Origin of the sequence: Kitasatospora sp. NPDC048407, from assembly GCF_043200475.1 — a bacterium.
Taxonomy (GTDB): Bacteria; Actinomycetota; Actinomycetes; order Streptomycetales; family Streptomycetaceae; genus Kitasatospora.
The window spans coordinates 85,181-110,661 of record NZ_JBICXW010000010.1 but is presented as its reverse complement, the minus strand read 5'-3'; the positions used below and the strand labels follow the sequence as shown (position 1 = coordinate 110,661).

The window sequence follows — 25,481 nt, the reverse complement described above, 5'->3', positions numbered from 1 at the left end:
TCGCCGGGTGCGCCGGCCGAGGCCGCGTGGCGGTTGGCGCTCCGGTCAGTTCGCGGGGGGCGGTGATGGTGGTTCGGCGGCGGCGGAGGAGGCGGGCGAAGCGGGGCAGGTGGCCGTTGCCGTCGAGCCAGGTGACGGTGAGACCTTGGCACGGGCAACGGGCCCGCGGCGCACTTCGGTGCGCACCACCGCCGTGTTGAAGGCGACCTTTGCCATCCGCAACGGCTGCTCGACGAGGCCCTGGTCGTCTACCCGCACGAGGACAGCGGCTGACCCCCGCTCGCGCGGGGAGGACCGTGCCGCTGCCTGCCATGTACGACTAGCCGCCGGCTGACCCCCGCTCGCGCGGGGAGGACCCGGCTGGCACGGCGACTGGCTCGGCCGTGTTCGGCTGACCCCGCTCGCGCGGGGAGGACGCGCACGGCTCCGCGCCGCGCGCTGTGGCCCGCGGCTGACCCCCGCTCGCGCGGGGAGGACGGTCCAGGCGCCGCGGCGGCCCTCGACCAGGTCGGCTGACCCCCGCTCGCGCGGGGAGGACGGAGACCGTGCCGCGGAGTTCGGCCATGTTGACGGCTGACCCCCGCTCGCGCGGGGAGGACGCGAGTTCGCGATACGCCCTCTCCACGTTGGCCGGCTGACCCCCGCTCGCGCGGGGAGGACGCGCCCCGTGCTGTCGTAACGACAGGACATAACGGCTGACCCCCGCTCGCGCGGGGAGGACCGGCCCGACGAGGAGTGCCCGCGCAAGCTCATCGGCTGACCCCCGCTCGCGCGGGGAGGACCATCACCTGATCTGTCCGAAAACTGAGGCAACCGGCTGACCCCCGCTCGCGCGGGGAGGACGAGTCGTTCCGGCGTATCACCGTGCCAATGTCCGGCTGACCCCCGCTCGCGCGGGGAGGACGAGGATTCATGGCTTCGACGCCCGAGAGAATGCGGCTGACCCCCGCTCGCGCGGGGAGGACTTGAAATCGACGCCGTGACCCTTCCCGTTGCACGGCTGACCCCCGCTCGCGCGGGGAGGACGAGTTCGCCCGCCACGCGCGTCACCCCCTCGCCGGCTGACCCCCGCTCGCGCGGGGAGGACCGGAAGCCGTAAACGAGATCGTCGTACTGGAGCGGCTGACCCCCGCTCGCGCGGGGAGGACATGTTCGGCCTCCGCGTGATCCGGCACCGCACCGGCTGACCCCCGCTCGCGCGGGGAGGACTCGACTCCCCGAAACCGCGGGCCGAGCCCGCACGGCTGACCCCCGCTCGCGCGGGGAGGACCCTTTTTGACCTGCGCTTTCTCTACGCCTTTGCGAGTTCTTGACCTTTTGCTGGCGCGGCCCGCGCTTGGGCGATGAGCAGCAGTCCGTCGAAGTCGACGGGCTGGCGTCGTTGGGGGCCTGCTGTTCGCAGCGTGAAGCCCTGCTCGTTGTCGGTGGGGTGGACGAGCACGGCGACTCCGTCCGCGATGCAGTGGCTGACGGATGTCCAGAGTTCTTCCCGGACCTTGGCGGAGATGGTGCCGACGTACAGCTGGGGTGTGACTTCCAGCAGCCATCGCGTCAGGGCCCCGCGGAGGTGGTCCGGGACGGCGGTCATCGACAGGACGGTCAGGGACGCCACAGCGGCTCCCTACCGATCTGTGGACAGTTCACAGAGCTTCTCCCGTGCAGTAGTTGACGCCGCCGGGGACTGTTCCGACCACCGGGTCCCAGAGGTCGACGAGTTGCTCGTCCGGGTCCGGGACGGCGATGTCGGTGTCGGGCGCGAGCAGGCGTTGGACGTCGGTGACGACCCTGGGCAGGAGTTTGAAGAGGCGAAGCCCTTCCCGGAAGCCGCGGCGGGCTTCGGCTTCCGGTTCGGTGGAGGAGTGGAGGGAGAAGGCCATAGGGATGGTCAGCTCGGCCTTGTAGAGGTCGGCGATGTCGTAGACGAAGGCCTGCTGGTTGCCGCTGTGAACGAAGCCGAGGGCGGGTGAGCAGCCGAGGGCGAGGATCGCGGCGTGGACGATGCCGTAGAGGCAGGTGTTGGCGGCGGACAGGGCCAGGTTGACGGGGTCTTGGGTGTCCCAGGAGTCGGGGTCGTAGTTGCGGCGGAAGCGTCCGATGCGGTGTTGCTGGGCGAGGAGGCGGTAGTGGGCCTTGACGCGTTGGCCTTCCATGCCGCGGAGTTTGTCGAGGTTGATGTCGGTGGGCAGGTCGGTGTCGCCGAAGCGTTGGCGGTACATGGCGACGGCGATGTCGAGGCGTCGGCGGTCGTCGGCCCAGGCGCGGACTTGGCGTTCGAGCCAGGTGGTGCTGAGGGATTCGGGGAGGGCGGCGGCGTAGCAGCGGACGCCGCCGGATCCGGCGATGACGACGGTGGTGCCGTGGCGGGCGAGGGTGGCCAGGGCGCGGGCGGTGATGGAGGTGCCGGGTCCGAGCAGGACGCAGCTGAGGGCGGCGGTGGGGAGGTAGACGGTCTCGGTGCCGCGCTGGGCGGTGTTGATCTCGACGCAGACGCCGGTGTCGTCCTGGACGATTCGAACGAGGTCGAGGTAGAGGAAGGAGAGGGAGTCGGCGATGCGGGGCAGCATCGCCACGGTGGGTGCGGCAAGTTTGCGCCGGGCGCCGGCCGATGTGCCGGCGCGTGGACGTGGGGGTGTCATGGGGCTTCCCTGCGGGGGGCGATGCTGAGCATGCCGCAGCCGTAGGCCTTGCCGCGGCCGATGCCTTCGTGGATGCGGGTGCGCAGGAGGTCGGGGTCGGCGATGCAGGCGGTGCCTTCGAAGAGGGTGCGGGCGTGTTGGACGCGCTGGTTGTTCTGGCGGCGGTTGCCGACGGCGGTGTCCAGGGGGGTCGAGTGCAGGGTGGTGAGGGCGAGGCCGGCGGCTTCGGCCTGGCGGGTCCACCATTCGTCGGCGTGAGGGCCGTTGAGGGGGACGACTTCGGGGAGGCTGTAGAGGGCGCGGGTGGTGGCGCCGGGCTTGCGAACGGCGTTGGCGGCGATGCGGTAGCGCACGAGCAGGCCTTTGCGCAGGGCATCGAGGAGCGGGGTGAGGGGTTTGGCGGCGGCGGGGCCGTAGCCGGCGGGGAGTTGGGTGAGGTCGGGCTCCCGGTTGCTCTGCAACAGGATCCGGTCGCCGTCGCGGCTGGTCTCGGTGCGGAAGAGGATGCCGAGGTGACGGCGGGGTTCGGTGCTGGGGATGTCGTCGGGGAACAGCGACATGATCCTGTGGTGGAGGTTGACGGCGTCGGCGCTGTCGCGGTGGACGTCGCGGTGGCGCTGGTCGGGGATGATGCGGGTCAGCCACAAGGTCATGCCGGCGAGCCTTCGGGACGGGGCGGGCGGGGGGCGAAGTGGGCGGCGAGGGCCTTGAGGTAGTCGGTGCCCAGGCCCTGACAGCGGTCGGCGGGCAGGTGCAGGGTGCGCTGGTAGCGGGCGCGGCTCTGGTGGGCGCGGCGCTGGGGGTGGAAGGACAGCGGGTCGTCGTTGACCTGTCCCACCGGGTCGCTGCCGTCGGGGCCCTCGCTCACCGTTGCCAGGTGAGTGAGGGGCCGATCGCCGTGGAAGACCACCGGCACCGTGCCCATCATTCCCTGACGGAGGCGGGCCAGCGGCAGCTCCAGCAGGTGCTGCTGGACGTCGTCGAACTCACCCAGTAGCACTGGCCCTTCGGGCGGGCAGGAGCGTCGGCCCAGGTACGGCGGCCAGAACGGCTCGCGCAGCGCGGCGGCGCACGCTTCCAGCACATCGCCGGGGCCGGTGAGCGCCGCGGTGAACACTGCGTCCGCGAGGTAGTAGCGGTGGGAGAGCAGCGTCGCCGCGGCCGCAGGGCGCTTCTTGCCCTCCGCGGTGGTCACCGTGTGCCGGGCGGGCAGGCCGCCGCCGACGGTGTGCAGGTCGCGCAGCCGCACCCCCGGTCGGTCGGCGCGCACCGTCAGCGACAGCCGGGCCAGGTCGCCGATGTCCTCGCCGCGGCGGCGGCCGAGCGCGCAGGCGAGCAGGCCGATCACTCCGGAGCGGGTGGGGAAGGGCGCGGTGTCGCGTTCGTTGAACTTGCTGCGCTCGCCCCAGGACTGCAGCGGGCCGGCCAGCCTCAGCAGCAGGCCCGCCTCACCGCTCACCGGTCCGCCTGCGGGTAGGCAGCGGCGATGGCGGTGTCGATCAGCGCGGGGAACGATGCGGCGCGCTCGCCCAGTTCCATCGGGCTCTTCGGGTCGATGCCGGCCCAGCCGGACGCGACGATGCCGCGGTTGCCGAGCAGCGTGTTCGCGGCCGCCGCGTACTCGGCCAGCGCGTTGCGGGAGGGCGCCGAGTAGCCGCCCTCCTGGCCGGCGCGCACCGGCTCCTCGAACGCGGCGGCGAACGACAGCGGCCGGTCCGAGCGCACCGCAATGTGCACCAGGTCGGGGATGGTGTGCGGCGCGGTCGCGGTCTTCTTCGCCTGCGGCAGCGACAGGACGAACGCCTCCACGAAGCCGGCCGCCAACTCCCTGGCGGCGGCCAGGTCGCCGCCGAGGTTGCCCGCGAGCTCCTGCAGGTCGATCGTCGCGAAGCGGTAGAACACGCCGGCAGAGAACTCGGCGTGCCCCATGTGCGCACTGCCCGTGGTGTCGTTCCAGAAGTCGGTCACGTCGTCGACGGCCGAGAAGTAGTCCAGCTCGATGTCGGTGCCGTGAGTGGTCAGCGCGTGTGCGACCTGGACCGCCCCGTCCACTCCGGCGTCGTCGACCTCCGCCAGCATCCGCCCGAACAGGTTGATCACCCCGTTGCGCGAACGCAGCACCGCATCCACCCGGCCCTTGGGCAGGACGCTCTTGTCGCTCGTCTTCTTGATGTCCTTCGCCGCCTCCAGCCCGGCCCGGAACTCCTCCGCGAGATCGGCGAGTTCGGCGACCGCGCTGCCCGGCACGTACACCATCGCGTTCGTCGTCACCGCCGCGCTGTCGCCGTCGACCTCGAACTTGATGCTGCTGCCCGCCGCCACGTGCTGTCCCGCCCGCGCCGCCAGGGCGCCCGGCCAGGCGCGTTCCTCCTCCAGCAGCCGCGCCACCCGCTCGCCGATCCGCCGCGTACGCAGCGCCGCGTCGCCCATCTGCTCCTGGAAGTAGGTGCGGGCCGCGCGCTTCCACGACTGGCTGCTGACACGTGTCCGTTCGGTTCCGCCGTAGGCGACCGTCTTCACCGAGTTGTTGTCGTCCCGGTTCAGGTTCGCGAACGGCACGCTCTGCACCACGTGCACGTCCACGAACCGCGCGCCCGTGTTCGACTTCGCCACCATGCTCTTCTCCCTCAAGTCGTTTTCATGAACCTGCATCGGTTGGGTGTCGCCGGCGGGCGGCACCCAGCCCTGCACCCGCTACTTGTCGCCGCCGACGTTTTCCGCGTTGTCCGCCTCCCGCGCCGCCCGCACACCCGACCGGTGCCGCTCGCGGTAGAAGTCCTGCAGCCAGCGCCGCTTCACCTCGCCCCCGTACTGGCGCCAGCCGGCCAGGTCCCGCAGCAGAAGCGCCCAGTCCACCGGCGCGCCGGCCTCCCGCAACTGCCGCACCGCCCCCGGAAGGTGCCGGTGCAGGCCGTCCACGCTCTGCCGCGACAGCAGGTTCAACCGCGTCTCCGCCGAACTCTCCCGCAGCCCTCCGGACGCGACCGCCTGCGCGAACGACCGACCCAGACTCTGCCGGGGGCGCCATCGCGCTTCCGGCACCCCGTCCTCCGGCCCCGCCACGGCGGCACCCTGCGGCGCACCCTCGGCGTCCCGCACCGCCTCGACCGCCTCGGCCGCCCCGACCGCCCTGGCCTCCACGACCTCGCCCTCTGCGCCCGCGGGCACCGTGTACTGGCTGCGCCGCTGCGCGGCGATCATCGCCGCCATCGTGTAGTACGCCCGGTGCACGTCGTCCCCGGCACCGTCCGGAAGCCAGCGCGCCACGAACCGGTGCATCGACGGCACCCGGTCCAGGCCCTTGCCCGCACCGCGCCGCAGCGCCGACCGCACCCCCGGATCCGCCGCACACCGCTGCTCCACCCACGCCGTGAACGCCGCCTCCGGCCCCCTCTGCCGGCGACTGCCCCGCTGCGCGGGAACGCCGCCCCCCGCTGGCGTCACCAGCAGTTCCTGCTCGACCACCCTCACCGCTTCGCTCACCTCGCCACCTCCTTGCTCGCACCCCGACGGGCAGAGCCGCCCGCCGCCGGGGCCGGGATGCTCTTGCGCCGGCCGCCGTACAACTCGATCCGCGCCGCCTCACAGGCCCGCGCGCCCCGCACCGACACCACCGCCCGCGCGGTCACCGCCTCGAACGCCTCCTCCGCCAGCCGCCGGAACACCACGCCCGCGCCCTCGAAGTCCCGCCTCCCGAACCGGTCCCAGAACTCCGCTTCCGCGGCCGGCCAGTACCGAGCACCCGCGTCCACCGCCCACGCGCAGTCCTTCAGCTTCGGGGCGTCGGTGAACTGCTGCCACGCCTTCTTCACCGCCAACTCCAGCCGCCGCCCGTACATCTCTCCGACCGCCCGCAACTTGCTCACCAGCGCGGCGGAGTCCGGTGCCCGGCGCTCCGACAGCCCCAACACGGGCGGCGTCGAGGCGTCGACGAACTGGACGTCCTTCGCCTGGCCGTCCTGCTCGAACCCCAGCGCCCGCACCCGCAGCCACTCCGAGACCTCCGGCGCCGTCCGGAACACCTCCGGCCGCCGCGGCCGGCTCTCCCCCGGCAGCTCACTCAGCAGCAGCGCGTCCACATCCCGCCACAACGCCCTGCCCGAATCCGCCGGCCGCGGATAGGAGTTCCCCTCCTTGGAGAGCTGCCAGATCAGATACGGATCGCCCTCCCGCGCAACCTTCTCCCGCCACGCCCACGTGATGAACGCATCCCGCACCCGCCGCCCGTCCCCGTCCGGCACCAGCAGCAGCGCATGCTGCGAGCGCCCCGTCAACGACGAACACGGCCCCTGCACCCGTGCCGGCACCCCCAGCGGGTCGCTCAACTCCGCCTGCTCCCACGGACACAGGTCCTCCTCCCGCCGCACCTGCCCGCCCGGCTCCACCAGATTCGCCAGCAGCGTCTCGAACAGGCTCGCCCCCTGCGGGTGGTACGACAGGGTGCTGCGCAGCGGCCCGGCCTTCGCGTCTGCGGCCTTCACCGCGCCCACCGTCCGGCTCGAACACCGGCCCGACGCCCCGAAGTACTGCCACACCAGCAGGTGCAGCACCGCCTCCGCCGTCTCCGGCAGCACCGGCGCGCCCGCCGCCACATGCTCGAACCAGGCGTGGTTGTTGCCCGACGGCCTGGTCGTCACCAGCTTGTCCACCCCCGCCGTGTTCGACGCGTCGCACTGCTGCGCCAGCCGCGGGTCCTGCAGGAACGGCCGCACCTCATCGAACACGTCGAACCGGTGCCAGTACCGGTCGAGATACGCGCCGACGGCCTCCACATCGAACCGCCCCCCGTCCTGGACCCGCTCGCGCCGGACCCCCCACAGCCCCGGCCCGCGCTCGTCCAGTCCCGTCACCCGCGCCGTGATCGCCGCCAGCACCCGGTACAGTCCGGCGAGAGCCGGCGGCAGGCCGACGGCGATCTCCTCGATCTCGTGCGCGTCCACCAGCAGCCGCCGCAGACCCACCGCAGCGGGACGCTCCCCGCCCTCCGCGAGCGGCGGCAGGCCTGGAAGCCACCGCACCGGGATCCACGGCTCGTCGACCAGGTTGAACACCGCTGGCGCCTCGGGCACCGTCACAGCCCTCTCCTTCCTCTTCTTCTCGCCGACCACCGGCTCCCGCCGCGATGCCGCGCGCTCCTCCTGTGCTTCTGGTCCTGCGGCGCCGTCCCGGGACGCCGCCGCAGCAGCAGCTTGCGGCCGCTCCCCGGCCGTACGCGGAGCTGCCACGGCAGCCATCCGCGGCAAGGTCGCTGCGGCCCGCCGTAGCGGCTCGTCGACCGTCCAGCCCCGCGTCACCCCGACATCGGACAGCTGCAGTTCCTGACCCCCGACCCGGCCGATCCACCGGCCCTCGCGGTCCTCGCGCAGCACCACCACCCGCAGGTCGTTGAGCATCGCCGTCCTCGCCCACGGCCCCGCGAGCCTGTCGCCCTCCGACTCCCCCGCCACCCAGCCCGCCGGCAGCGGCACCGAATGCCGCAGCACCTCGACCGCATCCGCCCGCCCAACGCCCCGGCCCCGCGACCAGCCCGGCACCCGCAACCGACCCTCGCGATCCAGACTCACCCCACCCCCCGACCGCGCATACACGAACACCACCCGCGCCGTCTCAGCTCCCAACCGCGTCGCCAGCAACTCCTCCGACACCCCCTCGGGAGCATCCGTCAGCACCGACCAGTCACCGTCCACATCCCCCGGCGCCGGAATCCGCACCAGCTCCGCGAGCTGCGCCTCCGCCAACTCCCCCGCCTCGCGCCGCACGTCCCACCGCTCGAACTCCCGCCGCGCCGACTCCTCCAACCGCCGCCCGAAGTCCTCCTCGTACACCGCATCGACCAGCCCCTGCACATCCCCCGGCACCGCCACCGCCCGCCCGCCCAAACCCGCCAGCAGCGTGCTCGTCCGCACCAGCAACGACGCGTCGTACACCGACCCCCACGACCCCGGCACCCGCACCCCACCGTGATCCCCCACCGGCTCCAGCACCACCAGCCGCAGCTTCCCGCCAGCCCACCCCGGCCGCTCACCGCGCTTGTGCCGCCACCCGCGCCCCGCCCGCTGCAGCAACTGCGCCAGCGGCGCCAGATCCGACACCACCAGGTCGAAGTCCAGATCCAGCGACTGCTCCACCACCTGCGTCGCCACCAACACCGAACCCGCCCTCACCCCCCCACCGCTCCCCTTCCCGAACGCCTCCTCGCACTCCCCCGAAATCCGCTCCCGGACCAGCGCCGGAAACCGCGAGTGCAGCAGCCGCAGACCCCCCGCACGCCCCACCAACCCGGGAAACTCCTCCCGCAGGAACAAGAGCGTCCGCTGCGCCTCCTCGACGGTCGTGCAGCACACCAGCACGCACCCGCCGCCGTCCACCACCGGCGCCACCAGCTCCACCAACGCCGCCCGCCGCGACCCCGCCGCCGGCGCGCCATCCTCGTGCACGTCCCACCGCACCGGCCGCCGCTCCACCACCAGCTCCCGCGCCCGGTCACTGTCCACCGCCCGCGGCTCGCTCACCCGACCCGTGGCCGCGTCCACGAACAACCAGCCCGGGTAGGACGGCTCGACCACCGCCCGGTCCTCGAACCCCGCCCCGCGCCGGTACGCCTCCACCAACGACGACGCCGCTCGCCCCGTCAACGTCGCCGACAGCAGCACCACCGGCGCCCCCAACGCCCCCAACCACTCCAGCAACCGCACCAACAGGCTTTGCATCCACGGCCCGTACGCATGCGCCTCATCCACCACCACCACCTTGTTCGCCAACCCGAACAGCCGCAGAAACCCGTACCGCACCGGCAGAACACCCGTCAGCGCCTGGTCCACCGTCCCCACCGCCAACGGCGCCAACAACCCCCGCCGCCCCGCCCACAACCACTGCGCGGCCTCCGTCGACGTGCCCTCCTGCGAGGAGATCCCCCTGCTCTCCCGAACCTCCTCCTCGCCCTCCCCCGACTCCTGCGCCGGCTTGAACAGCGGGCTGAGGCGCGCCATCCCGTGCACCGGCATCAACCCCCGATCACCCTCGAGATTCCTGTCCGCGAAATCCCGCACCCGCCCGAACATCGCATCCGCCGTCGCCATCGTCGGCAGCGCGAAGTACAGCCCCCCGGCCCCCGACGCCCTCGCCAGCACCGACGCCGCGAACAACGCCGCCTCGCTCTTACCGTCACCCGTCGGCGCCGTCACCAGCACCAGGCCCGGCCCCGACACCAGAGCCGGCAACTCCCTCGCCAAACTCTGCTGCAAAGGATTCGCCTTCTCGAAGTCGAACATCTCCTCGATCGCCCGAGCGGGGAATACCGCCTGCCCCAGACCGGCCTCCGCCACCCACCCCTTTGCACCGGAAACCGCCACGTCGAAGTGCGCCCGCAACGCCCCCTCGTCCGCCACCCACCCCTCAACCGGAGTCCGACCCTCGATCACCTCGACCTGGCTCACCAACCAGTCCGCCACCACCACCAGACCCAGCACCACCACCGCCGCCCACCCCGACAGCCCCGCCACCGGCATCGCACCACCACCGACGATCCCCCGCACCGCCTCCGCGTGCGCCGCCCGCTGCTCCGCCCACCGCTCCGCCGTCCCCAGCCCGGGCAGGTACGCCGACGGGTGATCCAGCTCCTTGCGCTGCAGCGCCCGCTCGAAGCAGCCGTGATGACCACCGAGCAGCTGCGCGACCTGGTGCGCCGGCCACGACCGCACCCGACGCCCCTCTGCCGGGTAACCCCACCCCTGCAGCAGCTCCACCAAGCCCCAGTGCGTCGCCGCCTCGTGCCGCACAGACGCCGGGCTCGAGGCCTCCGCATAGCGGGGGTCGGATGCCAGCTTCGCGAACTCCTCCTCGACCAGCGCCTGGAATGACGGGCTGATCTTCCCCATGTCGTGCAACCCCGCCCACACCATCACCAACCGGCGCGCCTCGGCCTCCTCGACCCCCAGCTCCTCGGCCAGACGAACCCGCAGCGGAGCCCCCAGCACCGCATCCCACAGCGCGCCGGCCACCGCGGCGGTGTCGAGAAGGTGGCAGATCAGCGGATACGCCTTATCCAGCCCGTCTTCCTTCCCCCACAACAAAATGTCGATACCGCAGAACGGGCGGGCCTCGAACTCATTGCTCATGCCGAAGGAGGTATCAGCCCCCACTGACAAACCGCGAGCCACTCATAGAAATCGATCATAAATTGTCAAAGCTGATCAAAACAAATCAAACTTGCATGGCTACAGTTAGAATTCTCTCAATGTCCGCCAAGGTCTACTGAAAACAGCTGCGGGCTGCATTTGCCCCCCCGTGATGCCGCGCGGCGCGCGAAAAATCCGATGATCAGCCGCCAGTTCCGGGGATCTGACACCTTCTTCGGGCTTGGGCTTCCATGCCACCGTCAACGTGAGCGCCTTAACGGGAGGGTGACTATCCCGAGGGCCATCAGGGGCGCGATCTCCGCGCGGCACCATTCGGTCGGAGGTTGGCCTCCATGCGCAATCTCCCATCCGGGGCGCAGAATTGCTCCAGGCCAACACGGATCGGCCAAATTCGAACATCCGCCCCTTTTTGCAGATGCAAGCTCGGAAATATGATTTACGGCCCGCGAGTCGAGGCCTTCGTGCCGTAACCTCCGGTTGACCCTCGCCCAACCGCCCACCAGATGAGCCTGCCGACACCTGGATGGGAAACCGCGACGACAGGGAAAGGAGGGTGCCGTGACCGACTGGCTCACGCGCCTGTGGGAGGTGGTCCAACAGGCTGCCACCACCGGATATCCGGTGGTGGCCGTCGCGTACTACCTGATTTGCCTCACTGAGATGGTGTACCAGCACCTTCAGTGAACATCCCCGAGGGCCGCCCTGGAATCAACATACGGCGGCTCTCGGGCCCCATCCGGTGCGCCCGGGACAGGTGCCCCCTGTGGGACTGTGCGGACTGGACGAAGTCACTCCACAACCGTACGTGCTAAAGCGATCTCCCCGCCCATGGGCCCCTTAACTTGGCCTCTCGGCCTGCGAAACCAAAACCCTTGCGCTTCGCACAGAACCTTACGACTGCGATAACCTTCTGTCGTCATCGCTCACGCGTTGGTCTGCCCGTTCTGTGCGAAGCAGCAAGGGTCAGAGAACCTTCTCTCCGCGCAAGCGGAGGTCATCCGAGTTCATCGTCCGCCACTCGTTTGAGTGTCGGACTTTGCACAGGCGGCAATCAATCACCGGTCGAGCTCGTGCCAGCAGGTGCACACAAGAGGCTTCGGCCGTGCGCTTCTGGGAGCCCCTTCCTGCGCGAGCGGCACCAGCCCGCACGGGCGGGGCCTTGCCGACGTCTTGCAGGGCTTCTCCCCTGGCGAGCGCTTGCCGTCGGCGGATGCCGCAGTGGAATCCGCCGCCGAGTCCTCCCCGCGCGAGCGGGGGTCAGCCGCCGAGGTAGAGGGCATGGCGAAGCCGCGCCCCGTCCTCCCGGGATGTTCACGAGTGGTGCTGACCGGCGGCGTACCGAGCCGATCGAAGATCGTTTCCTGAGCGGCTGGTGATCGTTTCCCGAAAACCAGGTCGCCACGGGCCAGCTCTCCGGACCAAACTGCACCGGCAAATACCCGCCGGCCCTGCCCCTGCTGCGGTCACCTCGTCTTTGACCTCGACGACGGGTGGCCCGGCTCGTTCGCCATCTGTCCGGTCTGCTTCTGGGAAGACGACGCACAGCAGTTCCGCTGGCCGTTGATGCCTGGCGGTGCGAATCGCGTCTCGCTCGTCGAAGTCCAGGAGAACTTCCAAGCCTACGGAGCCTGCGATCACCACGGCCGTCGCTTTGTGCGACCGCCCCTCGAAGACGAACCCGTTGATCCAGCATGGCGCCCATCGACCTGACCCGGGACAAGGGACGACCAGGAGCAGGTGGGGCCCCGCCCCTGGCCCGACAACAAGTCAGTGATGTGCTGGTGGCTCCCGAGCTTCTGGGGACCATGCGACCAGCCGGAGCCGGGTGCGGATCGGTGTGTGGTGATCGACCTCGGTTCTGTCTGCAATGAGCGCGATCTCCATGCCCTCGTGAAGCGGGAACTCGGCTTCCCTGCGTTCTACGGCATGAACTGGGACGCTTTCTGGGACGCGATCACCGGTCTGATCGAGATGCCCGACGAACTGCGCTTCGCGTACTGGGCCGAGCTGGAACTTCGAGTACCGCAGGCAGCTTCTGCGCTTCGCCGCCAGTTTGCCGGATGCCACGCGGAGACGCACGGCTTCAACGTCGTCTACGACCGGTAGCGCCGGATTGCCGACTGCTGACAGACAGCCGGACTGCCTACTCGGGCGCACCGACGCCCGCACGTAGCGGACACGATGGCGCTCAGCCCTTGATCAGCAGGTCGTGAGGCTCGTCCTCGGGCGTGAAGATCAAGACGAAGGTCTGCCACCTGCCCGCCGACGTCCCGAGGGCGCCTCTCCGTCCTCCCTGCGCGAGCGGGGGCAGTCGCCACGGTCCGTGCGATGGCTGGCTTGCACGATGTCCTCCCCCGGGGGTCGGCTATTCGGAGGCGGGCGACTGCTGAAGCGCGAGGTCTTCTCTGTTGCCGGCAGGGGCGGCCGTAGGCGGGCGGCCGGGGTGACGACCGGAACCGTCCTGCTGCGGCGTCGTACCGCCGTGGCAGGATGCATCCGCGCACCGTTCCTTGGTATCTGAACCTCCACCAACAGCCGGACATGGCAAAGAAACTGCAAAGCCGTCATAGCGCTGCAGGTCGCGAAGTCTCCTCCCCGCGAGAGCGGGGGTCAGCCGGCGGTGTACTCCTCGCCGGCCACGGTGATGGACTCCTCCCCGCGAGAGCGGGGGTCAGCCGTTGGGCGCGCCCGCGACTTCCGGGCGCAGCGTCTCCTCCCCGCGAGAGCGGGGGTCAGCCGCCCTCGACGCTGGTGATCTCGGCCTGGATGGCCTCCTCCCCGCGAGAGCGGGGGTCAGCCGGACGGTCGGCTGCTGTACGCGGTGCCGGGGCACTCCTCCCCGCGAGAGCGGGGGTCAGCCGGCGATCAGGGCGCCGACCGCGAGGGCGGAGGGCTCCTCCCCGCGAGAGCGGGGGTCAGCCAGTAGTCCGAGCCGTAACGGGCCTCGTTCCACGCTCCTCCCCGCGAGAGCGGGGGTCAGCCGGTGACGCCCCGGCCCTCGCCGCGCTTGCGGTACTCCTCCCCGCGAGAGCGGGGGTCAGCCGCGCTTGCCCTGCCGTACGCCGCCCACCCCGACCTCCTCCCCGCGAGAGCGGGGGTCAGCCGGTCGCCCGCGCGGTCGGCCTGGTGGCGGCGGTCTCCTCCCCGCGAGAGCGGGGGTCAGCCGCTCCCCGAACGCCCCCCGGCCGGCCCCCGGTCCTCCTCCTCGCGAGAGCGGGGGTCAGCCGTGCTAGCTGCCGCCGGTGGGCAGGGCGCAGGCCTCCTCCCCGCGAGAGCGGGGGTCAGCCGGTCGCTTCCACGGACGACCGGACGTGCTGGACCTCCTCCCTGCGAGAGCGGGGGTCAGCCGCTGACGCTGGTCATGGAGGACGACGCCCAGCTCTCCTCCCCACGCGAGCGGGGGTCTGCCGCTGTCTATTCTGGGGCTCTGGGAGAACCCACGGTCCTCCCCGCGTGAGCGGGGGTCAGCCGTCGTACGCGCGGGCAATGCGTGTCTTCACCTCGTGCTCCCGGCGCGAGCGGGGGTCTGCCAGTCGGACGGCTGCGGTGCGGCGGGTTCTCCCTGCTCGCGTGGGGGCAGCCGGCGACCTGGTGCACGCAGCACTGTCCTCCCGGTTATCGGCAGGGGCGCCTGCAGGAGGGTGCCTGGGGCGACGACCAGAATCGTCCTGCTGCAGCGTCGTACCGCCGCGGCAGGATGCACCCGCGCACCGCTCCTTGATGTCTGAGCCCCACCAACAGCCGGACATGGCAAAGAAACTGCAAAGCCGCCATAACGCTGCAGGTCGCGAAGCCTCCTCCCCGCACGAGCGGGGGTCAGCCGAACCCGCCGCCGCACTGGCCCGACCCGGCTCACTCCTCCCCGCACGAGCGGGGGTCAGCCGTACGGGCTCGGCCCGCGGTTTCGGGGAGTCGACTCCTCCCCGCACGAGCGGGGGTCAGCCGGCGGAGGCCGCCAGCGCGATTGCGGCGGCGAACTCCTCCCCGCACGAGCGGGGGTCAGCCGGTGATGTTGGCGCCGACGGTGCGCGCGGTGTCCTCCTCCCCGCACGAGCGGGGGTCAGCCGGGCCGGCCCACCCGGGTGACGGGGTGTCCGGCCTCCTCCCCGCACGAGCGGGGGTCAGCCGGTCGCGGGCCTCGCGCAGGTGGGTGTCGGTGGCTCCTCCCCGCACGAGCGGGGGTCAGCCGCCGTACCCGCCGTACTTGACGCACGTCGCCAGCTCCTCCCCGCACGAGCGGGGGTCAGCCGCGGCCGGGCCGGCGGGGCGGGGGCCGGTCATCCTCCTCCCCGCACGAGCGGGGGTCAGCCGCGGCTGGCGGTGCTGGTGGGCACCCCGGACCGCTCCTCCCCGCACGAGCGGGGGTCAGCCGGCGGACGCGTTCTACCTGCAGGGGACGGCATCCTCCTCCCCGCACGAGCGGGGGTCAGCCCTTTTACGTGTTCGAGGCGCGGCAGGATGGCAACTCCTCCCCGCACGAGCGGGGGTCAGCCGCAGGAAGACCGGCCGCGGACCCGGACGTGCGACTCCTCCCCGCACGAGCGGGGGTCAGCTGCGGGCGCGGGGTCGGCGCCCGGAGGCGGACGACTCCTCCCCGCACGAGCGGGGGTCAGCCGCGGTCGTCGGCGGGGGTGTTCCTCGGTCATCGCTCCTCCCCGCACGAGCGGGGGTCAGCCGGCAGTCAGTTCGACACTTTGGCCACTCTGCCCCTCCTCCCCGCACGAGCGGGGGTCAGCCGCCGGCCTCGACGGGAGCGGCGACATTGCGCTGCTCCTCCCCGCACGAGCGGGGGTCAGCCGGCCTCCCACTGTCGGCGACGGCTTCGAACTCCTCCCCGCACGAGCGGGGGTCAGCCGGCTGTGGTGTTCGATGTCGGCTCTCGGTGCGGTGCCCATCGCCACCGGAACGCACGGGGACCCGCATGTCTCGGCTCATCCTGGCGGAGGATGCCCGTACGACCCGCGCACGATGCGACGGGGCGAGGCGGTGGATGAAGGTGTGGTTCCCACGACTGAGGAGGGAACCCGCGGTGGATCGATTGGACCGGGTGGGTCGGCCGGCTGCGTACGGGGCGGCGCTGGTGATGGCGCCCTATCTGTTGATCAAGGTCTCGTGGGTGGTCGGCGCGATCGCCGGACTCCTGCCGATCGGCGAGGGATTCGGCCTGGCCGGCTGGGTGGTGCTCAACACCGTGACCATCGTCATGGCAGGCACCGGGATCGTCATGGCCCTCGCCCTCGTGCGGCCCTGGGGAATGCGGATACCGGGGCCGCTGGTGGCGTTCGCTGCCTGGGTGGGTTCGGGATTCCTCGTGGCCATGCTGCCGTATGCCGCCCTGGCCTCGCTGTTGGGCGGGTCGGACGGTGAGCAACCGAGTGGCAGCGATGATCAATCGATGCCGGGCTGGGAAGCGGTGCTGATCGAGATCAGCTTCGTGGGGATGGGGCTGGGCCTCGCGGTCGCCCTGCCCGCATACCTTCGACGGCGTTGGCCGGATGCGTTCGCCGGCCGGGTCGGCGGGAACGGCGAGGTCGGCCCGCGCCGTGTGCTGTGGGCGGTCGGCGTCGGGGCGGCGGTCGGAACGGTCTGGCTCTACTGGGCGGCCGGCGGTCCGGCCGGTGTTGCGCACCCGTCGGCGCGGGACGCCAACTGGCACTTGCTGAACGGCGTCTGCGGACTGTGGGCGCTCACCGCTTCCGCTGCCACCTGGGCGGTCGGTCGAGGCCACCTCGTGCGGCTGCCCCGTTGGGTGCCCCTGACGTTCGGCTGGCTGGGAACGGGCTCGCTGTTCGCTTGGAGCGCGTGGAAGCTGCCGCTCACGTCGTACGTGGCGCTGGCAGAGCGTGCCGACACGTTGCCGCCGGAGAGTCTCGCGGTCGCGGCCGTCCTGCACGCCGCCGCAGTGGTGGCGGGGGCGGTCATGGCGCTGGTGCTCGTCCGCGCTTCGACTGCAGGGGGGATCCCGGGTTCGGCGGTCGGAGCTGGTCGGCCGCAGCCAATGCGAGGCGGATGACCCCTCAGCCTGCACGTCCTCGTCGACCACTTCACCGGGCCAACTGTCCTGCCACCACCTGGTGTTGTTCCGCCACGGGTACGTGACCCGGCCGCGAAGAGCCTTGTGGCTGGCTGCGCGGGCCCGGTCTGCCTTCGGCGAGCCCCTTGAACGGCGGACACTGCTGCTGCACAGCCGCGCAGCGCGGTAATGCGCGCGGTGGTCAGCGCCGCAGGTGTTCCTGACGGGAGGCGTGCGGCTCGATCGTGCTCGCCGCGCCCAGGTATGGGGTGGACCCTTTCAGAAAACGCGTCGTTCCGCTGGAGGATTGATTATCTGATGGCCAGTCAGAAACTCGCGGCCACCTGCACCGAGGCCTACGTCGAACGGGCCGCCTCCCACGCCGAACGCTGGTCCGACCATGCTCCCGTCACCGCAGTCTTCGACTTCGGCCAACTCCCGTAGCGCTGACGGCAGATGGCGAGCGCCCTGGTTAGGCCCCTCGGCCACAGCCACATCCGACCGGGGCAGAACCAGGGCGCTCGCCTGCCCATCACCCCACCGCAGACCACACAGCGGAGGTCGCACAGTTCACACCCGACGGGCCGGACACCGGCAAGGGAAACGACTCGATCTGTAAAAACTCGGAGCCTGCCTCGGTCCACCGCCCTCACCGCGCAGGAGGGCGTGTGGGTGGCTGCGTAGGTGAGAACGAAGAAGGTTTGTCGGCGGCATCCGAAAGGATGTCCGGCATGACGCTGCTTCCTGTTACCGCGCCCGCCTCGCTGGTCCGACGCCACGGCCTCGACCCGGAGGCCCACGACTGGGGCATGAAGGCGGAGCACGCGGTGGCGACCCCCGCCGGGGACGCCTACGTGCTGAGCATCCTGTGGCGGCACGACCGGTACCCCCGCGATCCGGCGGTGCCCCGCTTCAGCGAGCGGATGATCACCCGTTACGACGCCGACGGGACGCCCGTCGCCACCGCCGTGCTGGAGCAGCACTCGGACGGCCGGGTGGGGGCCGTCGGCTGGGGCAGCGACGCGAACCTGGCGGTGCTCCCGGACGGCTCGCTGGCGGTGAGCACCAGGCCGGGCAGCACCCACCTGGTCTCCCCCGGGCTGGACGAGGTGCGGGCCGGCTGGCCGATGCCCACAGCGGGCGTGCTCGCGGACGGGCCGGCGGGCGACCCGTTCGCCGCGTCGGTCGCGGTCACGCCCGGCGGGCGGCTGCTGTGCACGACCTCCGAATACAAGGTGGACAACTGGGCGGGCGCGATCCTCAACCTGGTCGCCGTCACCGAGCCCGGCGACGTGCTCGCCCCCGGGCACAAGCCGCAGCTGCGCGCGATCGCCACGCTGGCCTCCCGGACGCCCCGTCAGACCGGTGCCGACGCCCAGTCGCACGTCGTGTTCGGGGACGCGCCGGTGCTGGGGGCCAACCGCCCGTCGCCGTCGCTGGCCGAGGCCCTCACCGAGCTCACCGGGACGCACCGCAGCCTCTACGGCTACGACCGGTCGTTCATGACCCGGCCGTCCGCGCTCGGCGACGACCTGTTCGTCGTCCCGGTGTACGGCCACACCTTCCGCTCCGGCAGCCGCGGCCAGGAATTCAGCTTCGCGCTGCTCGACGACCGGGGCACGGTCCGCGGCCGCCTCGGCGGCCTGCATCTCCACAACGACAGCCCGTTCACCGGTTTCGACTTCACCGTCGCCGCCGACCCGTACCGCGCCCGCGCCTTCCACCTCAACCGCTACGGCCTGTACGCCTGGACCGCCGACGGAGCGCTGCGGGCCCGGGTGTCCACCGCCGACAAGCCGTTCAAGCCGCTGGTGCACTTCACCCTGCTCGACTGCACCCCTGCCGGCGAACTCCTCCTCGCCCACCGCAAGCAGCACTTCGTGCTGCGCGTCCCCGTCCCCGCCGACCTCGCCGACCTCCCCACCGCCGTCGAGGCCGCGCTGTCCGGCATCGCCAAGGCCCGCAACGCCGCCAAGAAGCGCTACCAGCCGGTGAATTGGCTCTGGGCGGAGGAGACCTCCACCGTCCACCGCCTGTGACCCGGTCGTTCAGGCCAGCTTCCCGACCGGCCCCGCCGTCGTGGTCTCGACCCAGTTCATCGTCCGGGCCGTCTCGTAGCCGAGCGCGTGGTTGATGCCGGTCATGTGGGTGCTGGTGGTGGTGCAGATCAGCTCCAGGTCCGGCCGTTCGGCGGCGATCAGCCACGTCTGACGGACCTTCACCCCCCAGGCCCAGCCCGCGCCCGCGGTGCGCGGCGAGCACCGAGGTGTCGTGGATGTAGCCGATCTCCCGGCGGTGCGGGTAGCTGCGGACGACGTGCACGCCGACCACCTGCCGGGTGCTGTCGTCGACGGCGACGACCACCCGCTGTTCGGCGCGCGGCCACGGGTTTCGGTCATGCGCGATTTGACGGTGCGTCAGAAGTCCGGCCCGACGGGGGCGTCTGCGGAGGGCTTCGATTGCGAGTTCCGTCGACATGGTTGACCGCATTGAAGTGGCCATGGCATTTTCGTGCGGCGCAGGCGTGCACCAACCGGTCGCACGTCCGCAATCCCCCACGAGGAGAGCCATGTTCAAGAGATTCGCCGCCGCGCTCGGCGCGGGCGCGGTCGTTGCGGGTGCCCTGACCTTCGGTGCCGCTCCCGCGCAGGCCGTTCAGGCGGGCGACCTGACCTCCACCATCGCGCTGAGCAACTGCTCCGCCTCGCTGGTCCGTTACCCGAGCTCGGTGGACACCGACCGGGCGATGATGCTGACCAACGGCCACTGCCTGCCCACCATGCCGTCGGCCGGTCAGGTCATCCAGAACGTGAGCGCCAGCCGCAGCGGCACGCTGCTCGACTCCTCCGGCACCTCGCTCGGCACCGTCCAGGCGGACAAGGTGCTGTACGCGACGATGACCGGCACCGACGTCGCGCTGTACCAGCTCACCGACACCTTCGCCGCCGTCACCTCCAAGTACGGGGCGACTGCGCTGACGATCAGCGACACCCACCCGGTCGACGGGTCCTCGATGTACATACCGTCCTCGTACTGGAAGCAGGTGTGGAACTGCTCGATCAACGGGTTCGTCGGCACCCTGCGCGAGGACCAGTGGACCTGGCACGACTCGCTGCGCTACAGCACGGGCTGCAACACCACGCACGGCACGTCCGGTTCGCCCATTGTCGACGCCGCCAGCAGGAAGGTCGTCGGCATCAACAACACCGGCAACGACGACGGTGCGATGTGCACCATGAACAACCCGTGCGAGGTGGCCGCGGACGGCACCACGACCGTCACCAAGGGCCAGAGCTACGGTGAGGAGACCTACTGGTTCACCACCTGCCTGGGCACCGGCCGGGTCATCGACCTGAACGTCAGCGGCTGCCTGCTGACCAAGCCGGCCGGCACGGCCGTGTCGGTGACCAACCCGGGTAACCAGTCCACTGCGGTCAACGGTTCGGTCAACCTGCAGATCCAGGCGTCCGGCGGCACCGCGCCGCTGAGCTACTCGGCCACCGGCCTGCCCGCCGGCCTGTCGATCAACGCCTCCACCGGCCTGATCAGCGGGAGCGCCACCACTGCGGGCGGCTCCTCGGTGACCGTCACCGTCAAGGACGCGGCCGGTAAGACCGCCTCCGTCACGTTCTCCTGGACGGTCACCACGAACCAGGGCACCTGCACCCCGGCGCAGCTCCTCGGCAACGCGGGCTTCGAGACCGGCACCGCGGCCCCGTGGACCACCACCTCCGGCGTGGTCGACAGCTCCGCCTCGCAGGCCGCGCACAGCGGTTCGTGGAAGGCGTGGATGGACGGCTACGGCTCCAGCCACACCGACAGCATCTCGCAGACCGTCACCATCCCGGCCGGCTGCAAGGCGTCGCTGAGCTTCTGGCTGCACATCGACACCGCCGAGACCACCACGTCGAGCGCGTACGACAAGCTCACCGTCACGGCGAACGGCACCTCGGTCGCCACGTACTCCAACCTCGACAAGAACACCGGCTACACCCAGAAGACCATCGACCTGTCGGCCTACGCCGGCCAGTCGGTGACGGTGAAGTTCAACGCCGTCGAGGACGCCTCGCTGCAGACCTCCTTCGTGATCGACGACACCGCGATCCAGACCAGCTGAGCCCCACGGCCCGGCGGATCCACCCGAACGCTTCCGGTGGATCCGCCGGGCTGAGTCCTCAGCGCGGCGGGGTCCGGGTGTCATGGCGCCCAGCACGGGGTGCGGCCCACGCCCAGCACGGGGTGCGGCCCGCGCCACGCCGAGCGACCCAACGAACCCCGTCGCCGGGCCCCGTCGCCGGGCCTCGGCGGGGGTCCGGTCGGGGACGGGGGCGCCGGGCCGGGGACGCCGTCGGACGGAGGACGGGTCATGCCATCAGGGTCCCGGACGTGTGGTCACGACTTCCGCGAGTCGACGACCCGGCGCAGCTTGCCGAGCGAGCGTTCCAGGGTGTCCTGGTCGACGACATCAACGCCGACGGTCATGCCGACGCCGTCCTTGACGCCCTTGGCGAGGGCTGCGGCACCGGCCTCGCGCTCGTCGGCGGTCGCGTCCGGCCGTGCTTCGACACGCACGGTCATGTGGTCCATGCGTCCGCGCCGGGTCAGTTCCAGCTGGAAGTGCGGGGCGAGGGCGGGGATGCGCAGGACGATCTCCTCGATCTGGGTGGGGAAGACGTTGACGCCGCGCAGGATGATCATGTCGTCGCAGCGGCCGGTGACCTTCTCCATTCGGCGGAAGGCGGGCCGCGCGGTGCCGGGCAGCAGCCGGGTGAGGTCGCGGGTGCGGTAGCGGATGATCGGCAGGGCCTCCTTGGTGAGGGAGGTGAAGACCAGCTCGCCGCTGTCGCCTTCGGGCAGCGCCTCGTCGGAGAGGGGGTCGACGACCTCGGGGTAGAAGTGGTCCTCCCAGATGTGGAGGCCGTCCTTGGTCTCGACGCACTCGCCGGCCACCCCCGGGCCGATCACCTCGGACAGGCCGTAGATGTCGACGGCGTGGATGTCCAGGCGCTCCTCGATCTCACGGCGCATCTCCTCGGTCCACGGCTCGGCGCCGAAGATGCCGATCTCCAGGGAACTGGTGCGCGGGTCGATGCCCTGGCGCTCGAACTCGTCGAGGAGCGTCAGCATGTAGGAGGGGGTGACCATGATGATCCTGGGCCGGAAGTCCTGGATGATCTGGACCTGGCGGGCCGTCATGCCGCCGGAAGCCGGTATGACGGTGCAGCCCGCCCGTTCGGCGCCGTAGTGGGCGCCGAGGCCACCGGTGAACAGTCCGTAGCCGTAGGAGTTGTGCAGGATGTCGCCGGGGCGGCCGCCGGCCCCGCGGATGCACCGGGCCACCATGTCCGCCCACATCGACAGGTCGTTCGCGGTGTAGCCGACCACGGTGGGGCGGCCGGTGGTGCCGCTGGAGGCGTGGATCCGGCGAACGTCCTCCCTCGGGACGGCGAACATGCCGAAGGGGTAGTTGTCGCGCAGGTCGGCCTTGGTGGTGAACGGGAAGCGGACGAGGTCGGCGAGTGTGCGGCAGTCCTCGGGCCGGACGCCGGCCTCGTCGAACTTACGGCGGTAGAACTCGACGTTCCGGTAGGCGTGTTCCAGGGTGCTCCGGAGCCGGGTGAGCTGGAGTGCCTTCAGCTCCTCGGGGTTCAGGCGCTCGCCCTCGTCCCGCAGACCGGTCGGGAGTGCGTCGCCCAGTCGCCGGGGCCCGCCGACGGGACGCGTCGTGCCGGTGGTCGTGCTCATCGTGTCTCCTTCACGTCCTTGAGGCTGCGGCTGCGGCCGCGGAACTCCGCGATCACCTCGTCGCCGCGCAGGACGGTGATGTCGTGGATGCCGCTGCGGCCGAATCCGGTGCGCTCGTGCCACTCGTGTCGCCCGACCGAACATTCGGTTACTGTCTCGATTTCGGCCAAGTAATCCAGCATCGGCAGTGCCTGTCAAGAGGTGAGCGCATGTCGCCGAACCTGGTGGTTCTCCTCGGCCCGATGCGCCACGTCCGCGCAGTCCTTCGCCTGTCCGACCTACCGTTCACCGGCAGTACAGGTCCCCAGGAAACACCGCCAAGCGTTCCTGGGGCCCTGCCCGGTCCGCGGTCACTGCCGGCGGACGCTCAGGGCGGCTCAGCCGCCGATCGTCTCCGACCAGCGGCCCCGTGACAGGTGGATCACGCCGTCGGGGTCGATGCGTGCCGTGCAGCCGAACAGCGGCAACCCGCCCTCGACTTCGCGCCAGTTCCTGATCCGCTCCAAGTCGTTCCACAGCCGGCGCGGGCCGCTCTGGTGGACGGTCGGCGGCTCGTAGCGCTCCGCCTCTGCCCGTGCCCACGACCCGTCAGGGTGCACGAGGTGGGCCACACGCATACCCGGTCGCTCTTCGAAGTCGATCTCGATGCCCGGCACCGTGATCGTGAGCATTGACCACGTTTCCCAGTGCTCACGGATGTCCGCCACCGGGTATCGGTACGTTCGTACCTCTTCACCCTCGGACTCCCGAGCGATCTTGAACAGGTGGTCCGGACCGGCGGGGTAGTTCGGACCGTGACGAGTGACCATGAACCCGGCCCAGTCCCGTTGGACATGGCCGGTGGCTCCGCCGTCCGGGTCCTTCCACGCGGTCAGGATCAGGGCGGTGTCGGCGATGGTGGTGACGAGCCGCCCGCCACGGCGGAGCGCCTTGAGCCACGAGACCGGTACGGGGCGTGCGGCCACCGTGGCGACGATCCGGTCGTAACTCCCGGGAATGGGCCCTGTGGCGTCCAGCGTGAGGAACTCCGGTGCCAACCCCATCGCGGCGAGACGGTCCGTCGCCGCACGGGTCAGGTACTCGTCCACGTCCACGCTCGTCACGTGCTCGGCGCCCAGCCTCCGACAGGCAATCGCGGTCAACCCGCCTGCCCCGGTGCCGATGTCGAGCAGGTCGTGTTCGGCGTTGATCCGGGCGTGCCTCAGCATCTTGACGACCAGCTCCGTGAGCGTGGCAGAACTCGTCGCGCGGCCCGTCGGAACGTCGTCCGGCGCCGCATGGTCCGCGTGGAGTCCACCCACACTGGTAACGACGGAGGTACTGCCGTACGCCCGCCGGAACCACAACTCCGGGTCCTGCGCGCCAACCTGGAGTCCCCAGCCACCCGCTTCGACCGGCTCCCACCATCGCGGCATCAGCAGATGCCGGGGCACCTCCGACACCGGCCGTCGCCAGCGGGAGTCGGGGTCGGTTGTCTGCTCGGCCAGTTCCTGCGCGTATTTCGTCCAGCTCATCAAGTGCCCCTTCTACAGACCGAACTGAGGGTTGCACGCCGGCTCGGTCGGGGCACAGGACTGGCTGTCGTTCGGCGGGCAGTGGCTCAGCGTCGTCGGCCCCGGTGCGACGTCGTACTTCGGGGCGCAGGCGGGCGTGTTGGACGGGTCGCAGTCGTTGCTGTCGTTCGGCGTGCAGGCTCCCGTGACGGTGCTGCGCTTCGGCGGGATGCCGGCAGCGATCTGCGCCCACGCCGGGCCGCTGAGGATGCGTCGGAGCCCGCCCGCGTCCTTGACGTTCTCCTTTCCCAGCCACCGGCCGATGACGCACGGGGCAACGGTCCCGTCGGGGAGGATGGCCACCCGGCCACGCGCGCAGTTGCCGCACAGCGCGTCCATGGTCGGCGCCTGCCCGTTGCCGGCCCGGCCGATCCCACGTGCGTCGTCCACGGTGATGTGGTGAACGCCCAGCGCAAGCAACTCCTGGCGAGCCTGCTCCACGAACTGCTCGTCGTGGCAGCGGACGATGCCGACCCGGAGTGGGATTCCGCGGTTCAACGCCGTGACGATGTTGGCCCTGGTCCGCCTGTGGCTCCCGGGAAGGCGGGTCACCCGGTCGTGCTCCCCGGCGTTGATGGAGTAGTACGAGGTGGCCAGCCGAACGCCAGGACGGGTGACGGTCTCCCACGCTGTTTCGGTGAGGTGGTAGAGGTTGGAGAAAACCTCCACTTCCAGGCCCAGGCTCAGCGCGTGGTCCACAAGGTCTCGCCACCCGGGGAAGGCGGTGGGCTCTCCACCGATCAACTGAACTACCGTTACTCCGAGTTCGGCGCACTCGGCGACCACCTTCATCCAGTCGTCGAGCGTCATCGTGCCGTGCGACTGGTGCGGGCCGGAGTCGTTGAAGCAGTGGCCACAGTTCAGCTGACACTTGTTGGTCAGCTCCAGCTCCACCGACTCGGGCACGATGAGCGCCATGCTCTGGGGACGTTCCATGATCGCGGTCACGGGGGACCTCCTTCGCGGTTGTGTGTGGGAAAGCCCCGCCCCGGCAACTGACTGCCCATCAACCACCGGGGCGGGGTACTGCCGATCCGGGCTGTCCGACGGCCGGATCGGCGCCGCCCGGCTCAACCGGGCGGAGTCTGTGGTGTGTGACTACGCGCTCAGGTCAACGAACGGGGGCGGCGGACCCACAAGGTGCACCGCCCACCCACTTCGCGCCGCTGACGGAATCCGGGAGCGTCGTCGTACTCACAGGCCCACCCGGCCGCGGATCGCGTCCCGGCACAGTGCCGACCCGTGCCGGCAGGCGCTACGAGTACGGACGCAGCCCCGCCTTCGACGCCACCGAGCAAGCCAGTCAGAGCCATACGCGCCGCCGATCATGGCGAGCGCGATGCCGCTGCACGCCCACACCCACCGACGGTCAGGGTCGCTGTCCACCAGGAAGAGC

16 protein-coding genes, 5 pseudogenes and 3 CRISPR repeat arrays are annotated in these 25,481 nt (G+C 71.0%); of the genes and pseudogenes, 8 read left to right on the top strand and 13 right to left on the bottom strand.

Features of this window, described 5'->3' with window-relative positions; genetic code table 11:
* Positions 1 to 266: 266 nt before the first annotated feature.
* A CRISPR array of direct repeats spans positions 267 to 1,270; the repeat unit is 29 nt; unit sequence CGGCTGACCCCCGCTCGCGCGGGGAGGAC.
* Between the two features lie 21 nt (positions 1,271 to 1,291).
* From cas2e to casA, 7 genes are all read right to left on the bottom strand, one after another.
* The gene (gene cas2e, locus ACGFWJ_RS19980; RefSeq protein WP_392951219.1) at positions 1,292 to 1,612 is read right to left on the bottom strand and encodes a type I-E CRISPR-associated endoribonuclease Cas2e; all 321 of its coding nucleotides are present in this window, start codon (positions 1,610 to 1,612) and stop codon (positions 1,292 to 1,294) included.
* 28 nt (positions 1,613 to 1,640) lie between these two features.
* Positions 1,641 to 2,564 carry a type I-E CRISPR-associated endonuclease Cas1e gene (cas1e, locus tag ACGFWJ_RS19975; protein WP_392951555.1) on the bottom strand — a complete coding sequence of 308 codons (924 nt, stop codon included), beginning with the start codon at positions 2,562 to 2,564 and terminating at the stop codon, positions 1,641 to 1,643.
* A 68-nt stretch (positions 2,565 to 2,632) separates the two neighbouring features.
* Entirely contained in the window at positions 2,633 to 3,289 is a 657-nt protein-coding gene (gene cas6e, locus ACGFWJ_RS19970; protein WP_392951216.1) for a type I-E CRISPR-associated protein Cas6/Cse3/CasE, read from the bottom strand.
* Positions 3,286 to 4,095, bottom strand: coding sequence for a type I-E CRISPR-associated protein Cas5/CasD (gene cas5e, locus ACGFWJ_RS19965; RefSeq protein ID WP_392951213.1), 810 nt, complete (start codon positions 4,093 to 4,095; stop codon positions 3,286 to 3,288). The genes cas6e and cas5e overlap by 4 nt, the downstream gene beginning before the upstream one ends.
* Positions 4,092 to 5,252: a type I-E CRISPR-associated protein Cas7/Cse4/CasC gene (gene cas7e, locus ACGFWJ_RS19960; RefSeq protein WP_392951553.1), complete on the bottom strand. Its 1,161-nt coding sequence runs from the start codon at positions 5,250 to 5,252 to the stop codon at positions 4,092 to 4,094. The genes cas5e and cas7e overlap by 4 nt, the downstream gene beginning before the upstream one ends.
* Positions 5,253 to 5,330: 78 nt before the next feature.
* Complete coding sequence (casB, locus tag ACGFWJ_RS19955) at positions 5,331 to 6,119, bottom strand: type I-E CRISPR-associated protein Cse2/CasB (RefSeq protein WP_392951210.1); 789 nt, start codon at positions 6,117 to 6,119, stop codon at positions 5,331 to 5,333.
* Positions 6,116 to 10,753: a type I-E CRISPR-associated protein Cse1/CasA gene (gene casA / locus ACGFWJ_RS19950; RefSeq protein WP_392951207.1), complete on the bottom strand. Its 4,638-nt coding sequence runs from the start codon at positions 10,751 to 10,753 to the stop codon at positions 6,116 to 6,118. Before casA ends, casB begins: the two co-directional genes overlap by 4 nt.
* 579 nt (positions 10,754 to 11,332) lie before the next feature.
* On the opposite strand from casA, the gene ACGFWJ_RS19945 reads away from it, so the two are divergent.
* The 6 genes and pseudogenes from ACGFWJ_RS19945 to ACGFWJ_RS19920 all read left to right on the top strand — a co-directional run bounded on the left by ACGFWJ_RS19945 (position 11,333) and on the right by ACGFWJ_RS19920 (position 18,826).
* Positions 11,333 to 11,458, top strand: a complete 126-nt coding sequence (locus tag ACGFWJ_RS19945; RefSeq protein ID WP_392951204.1) for a hypothetical protein — start codon at positions 11,333 to 11,335, stop codon at positions 11,456 to 11,458.
* An 822-nt stretch (positions 11,459 to 12,280) separates the two neighbouring features.
* Positions 12,281 to 12,484, top strand: a pseudogene (locus ACGFWJ_RS19940) (CPCC family cysteine-rich protein); the annotation flags it as partial.
* Positions 12,485 to 12,613: 129 nt separating this feature from the next.
* Positions 12,614 to 12,880: a barstar family protein gene (locus ACGFWJ_RS19935; RefSeq protein WP_392951201.1), complete on the top strand. Its 267-nt coding sequence runs from the start codon at positions 12,614 to 12,616 to the stop codon at positions 12,878 to 12,880.
* A gap of 482 nt (positions 12,881 to 13,362) precedes the next feature.
* A CRISPR array of direct repeats spans positions 13,363 to 14,306; the repeat unit is 29 nt; unit sequence CTCCTCCCCGCGAGAGCGGGGGTCAGCCG.
* A 262-nt stretch (positions 14,307 to 14,568) separates the two neighbouring features.
* Positions 14,569 to 15,630: direct repeats of the CRISPR family, unit length 29 nt; unit sequence CTCCTCCCCGCACGAGCGGGGGTCAGCCG.
* A gap of 173 nt (positions 15,631 to 15,803) precedes the next feature.
* Complete coding sequence (locus ACGFWJ_RS19930; protein ID WP_392951199.1) at positions 15,804 to 16,787, top strand: hypothetical protein; 984 nt, start codon at positions 15,804 to 15,806, stop codon at positions 16,785 to 16,787.
* A gap of 318 nt (positions 16,788 to 17,105) precedes the next feature.
* Complete coding sequence (locus ACGFWJ_RS19925; RefSeq protein WP_392951196.1) at positions 17,106 to 17,231, top strand: hypothetical protein; 126 nt, start codon at positions 17,106 to 17,108, stop codon at positions 17,229 to 17,231.
* A gap of 287 nt (positions 17,232 to 17,518) precedes the next feature.
* Positions 17,519 to 18,826 carry a hypothetical protein gene (locus tag ACGFWJ_RS19920; protein WP_392951193.1) on the top strand — a complete coding sequence of 436 codons (1,308 nt, stop codon included), beginning with the start codon at positions 17,519 to 17,521 and terminating at the stop codon, positions 18,824 to 18,826.
* 9 nt (positions 18,827 to 18,835) lie between these two features.
* On the opposite strand, the gene ACGFWJ_RS19915 is transcribed toward ACGFWJ_RS19920, so the two are convergent.
* Together ACGFWJ_RS19915 and ACGFWJ_RS19910 are read right to left on the bottom strand one after the other, a co-directional pair.
* Positions 18,836 to 19,009, bottom strand: a complete 174-nt coding sequence (locus ACGFWJ_RS19915) for a hypothetical protein (protein WP_392951190.1) — start codon at positions 19,007 to 19,009, stop codon at positions 18,836 to 18,838.
* Between the two features lie 67 nt (positions 19,010 to 19,076).
* Positions 19,077 to 19,265 (bottom strand): annotated as a pseudogene (locus ACGFWJ_RS19910) (hypothetical protein); the annotation flags it as partial.
* On the opposite strand from ACGFWJ_RS19910, the pseudogene ACGFWJ_RS19905 reads away from it, so the two are divergent.
* Together ACGFWJ_RS19905 and ACGFWJ_RS19900 are read left to right on the top strand one after the other, a co-directional pair.
* Positions 19,264 to 19,974, top strand: a pseudogene (locus ACGFWJ_RS19905) (serine protease); the annotation flags it as partial. The pseudogenes ACGFWJ_RS19910 and ACGFWJ_RS19905 sit on opposite strands and share 2 nt — an antisense overlap.
* Positions 19,975 to 20,175: 201 nt before the next feature.
* Positions 20,176 to 20,904: pseudogene (locus tag ACGFWJ_RS19900) on the top strand (putative Ig domain-containing protein); the annotation flags it as partial.
* Positions 20,905 to 21,179: 275 nt separating this feature from the next.
* Here ACGFWJ_RS19900 and paaK read toward each other — a convergent pair.
* The 4 genes and pseudogenes from paaK to ACGFWJ_RS19880 all read right to left on the bottom strand — a co-directional run bounded on the left by paaK (position 21,180) and on the right by ACGFWJ_RS19880 (position 25,033).
* Positions 21,180 to 22,532, bottom strand: a complete 1,353-nt coding sequence (gene paaK, locus ACGFWJ_RS19895) for a phenylacetate--CoA ligase PaaK (RefSeq protein ID WP_392951187.1) — start codon at positions 22,530 to 22,532, stop codon at positions 21,180 to 21,182.
* A pseudogene (locus tag ACGFWJ_RS19890) lies at positions 22,529 to 22,648 on the bottom strand (phenylacetic acid degradation protein PaaD); the annotation flags it as partial. The gene paaK and the pseudogene ACGFWJ_RS19890, both read right to left, overlap by 4 nt.
* Before the next feature lie 261 nt (positions 22,649 to 22,909).
* The gene (locus ACGFWJ_RS19885) at positions 22,910 to 24,046 is read right to left on the bottom strand and encodes a 50S ribosomal protein L11 methyltransferase (protein ID WP_392951184.1); all 1,137 of its coding nucleotides are present in this window, start codon (positions 24,044 to 24,046) and stop codon (positions 22,910 to 22,912) included.
* Between the two features lie 12 nt (positions 24,047 to 24,058).
* Positions 24,059 to 25,033: a radical SAM protein gene (locus tag ACGFWJ_RS19880; RefSeq protein ID WP_392951181.1), complete on the bottom strand. Its 975-nt coding sequence runs from the start codon at positions 25,031 to 25,033 to the stop codon at positions 24,059 to 24,061.
* Positions 25,034 to 25,481 lie beyond the last annotated feature (448 nt).

What these genes read in the sequence shown, in the direction of transcription:
- ACGFWJ_RS19925 (WP_392951196.1), top strand. Translation starts at nt 17,106, where the DNA reads ATGGCCAGTCAGAAACTCGCGGCCACCTGCACCGAGGCCTACGTCGAA.
- cas7e (WP_392951553.1), bottom strand. Translation starts at nt 5,252, where the DNA reads ATGGTGGCGAAGTCGAACACGGGCGCGCGGTTCGTGGACGTGCACGTG.
- ACGFWJ_RS19885 (WP_392951184.1), bottom strand. Translation starts at nt 24,046, where the DNA reads ATGAGCTGGACGAAATACGCGCAGGAACTGGCCGAGCAGACAACCGAC.
- paaK (WP_392951187.1), bottom strand. Translation starts at nt 22,532, where the DNA reads ATGAGCACGACCACCGGCACGACGCGTCCCGTCGGCGGGCCCCGGCGA.
- ACGFWJ_RS19920 (WP_392951193.1), top strand. Translation starts at nt 17,519, where the DNA reads ATGACGCTGCTTCCTGTTACCGCGCCCGCCTCGCTGGTCCGACGCCAC.
- cas6e (WP_392951216.1), bottom strand. Translation starts at nt 3,289, where the DNA reads ATGACCTTGTGGCTGACCCGCATCATCCCCGACCAGCGCCACCGCGAC.
- cas1e (WP_392951555.1), bottom strand. Translation starts at nt 2,564, where the DNA reads ATGCTGCCCCGCATCGCCGACTCCCTCTCCTTCCTCTACCTCGACCTC.
- casA (WP_392951207.1), bottom strand. Translation starts at nt 10,753, where the DNA reads ATGAGCAATGAGTTCGAGGCCCGCCCGTTCTGCGGTATCGACATTTTG.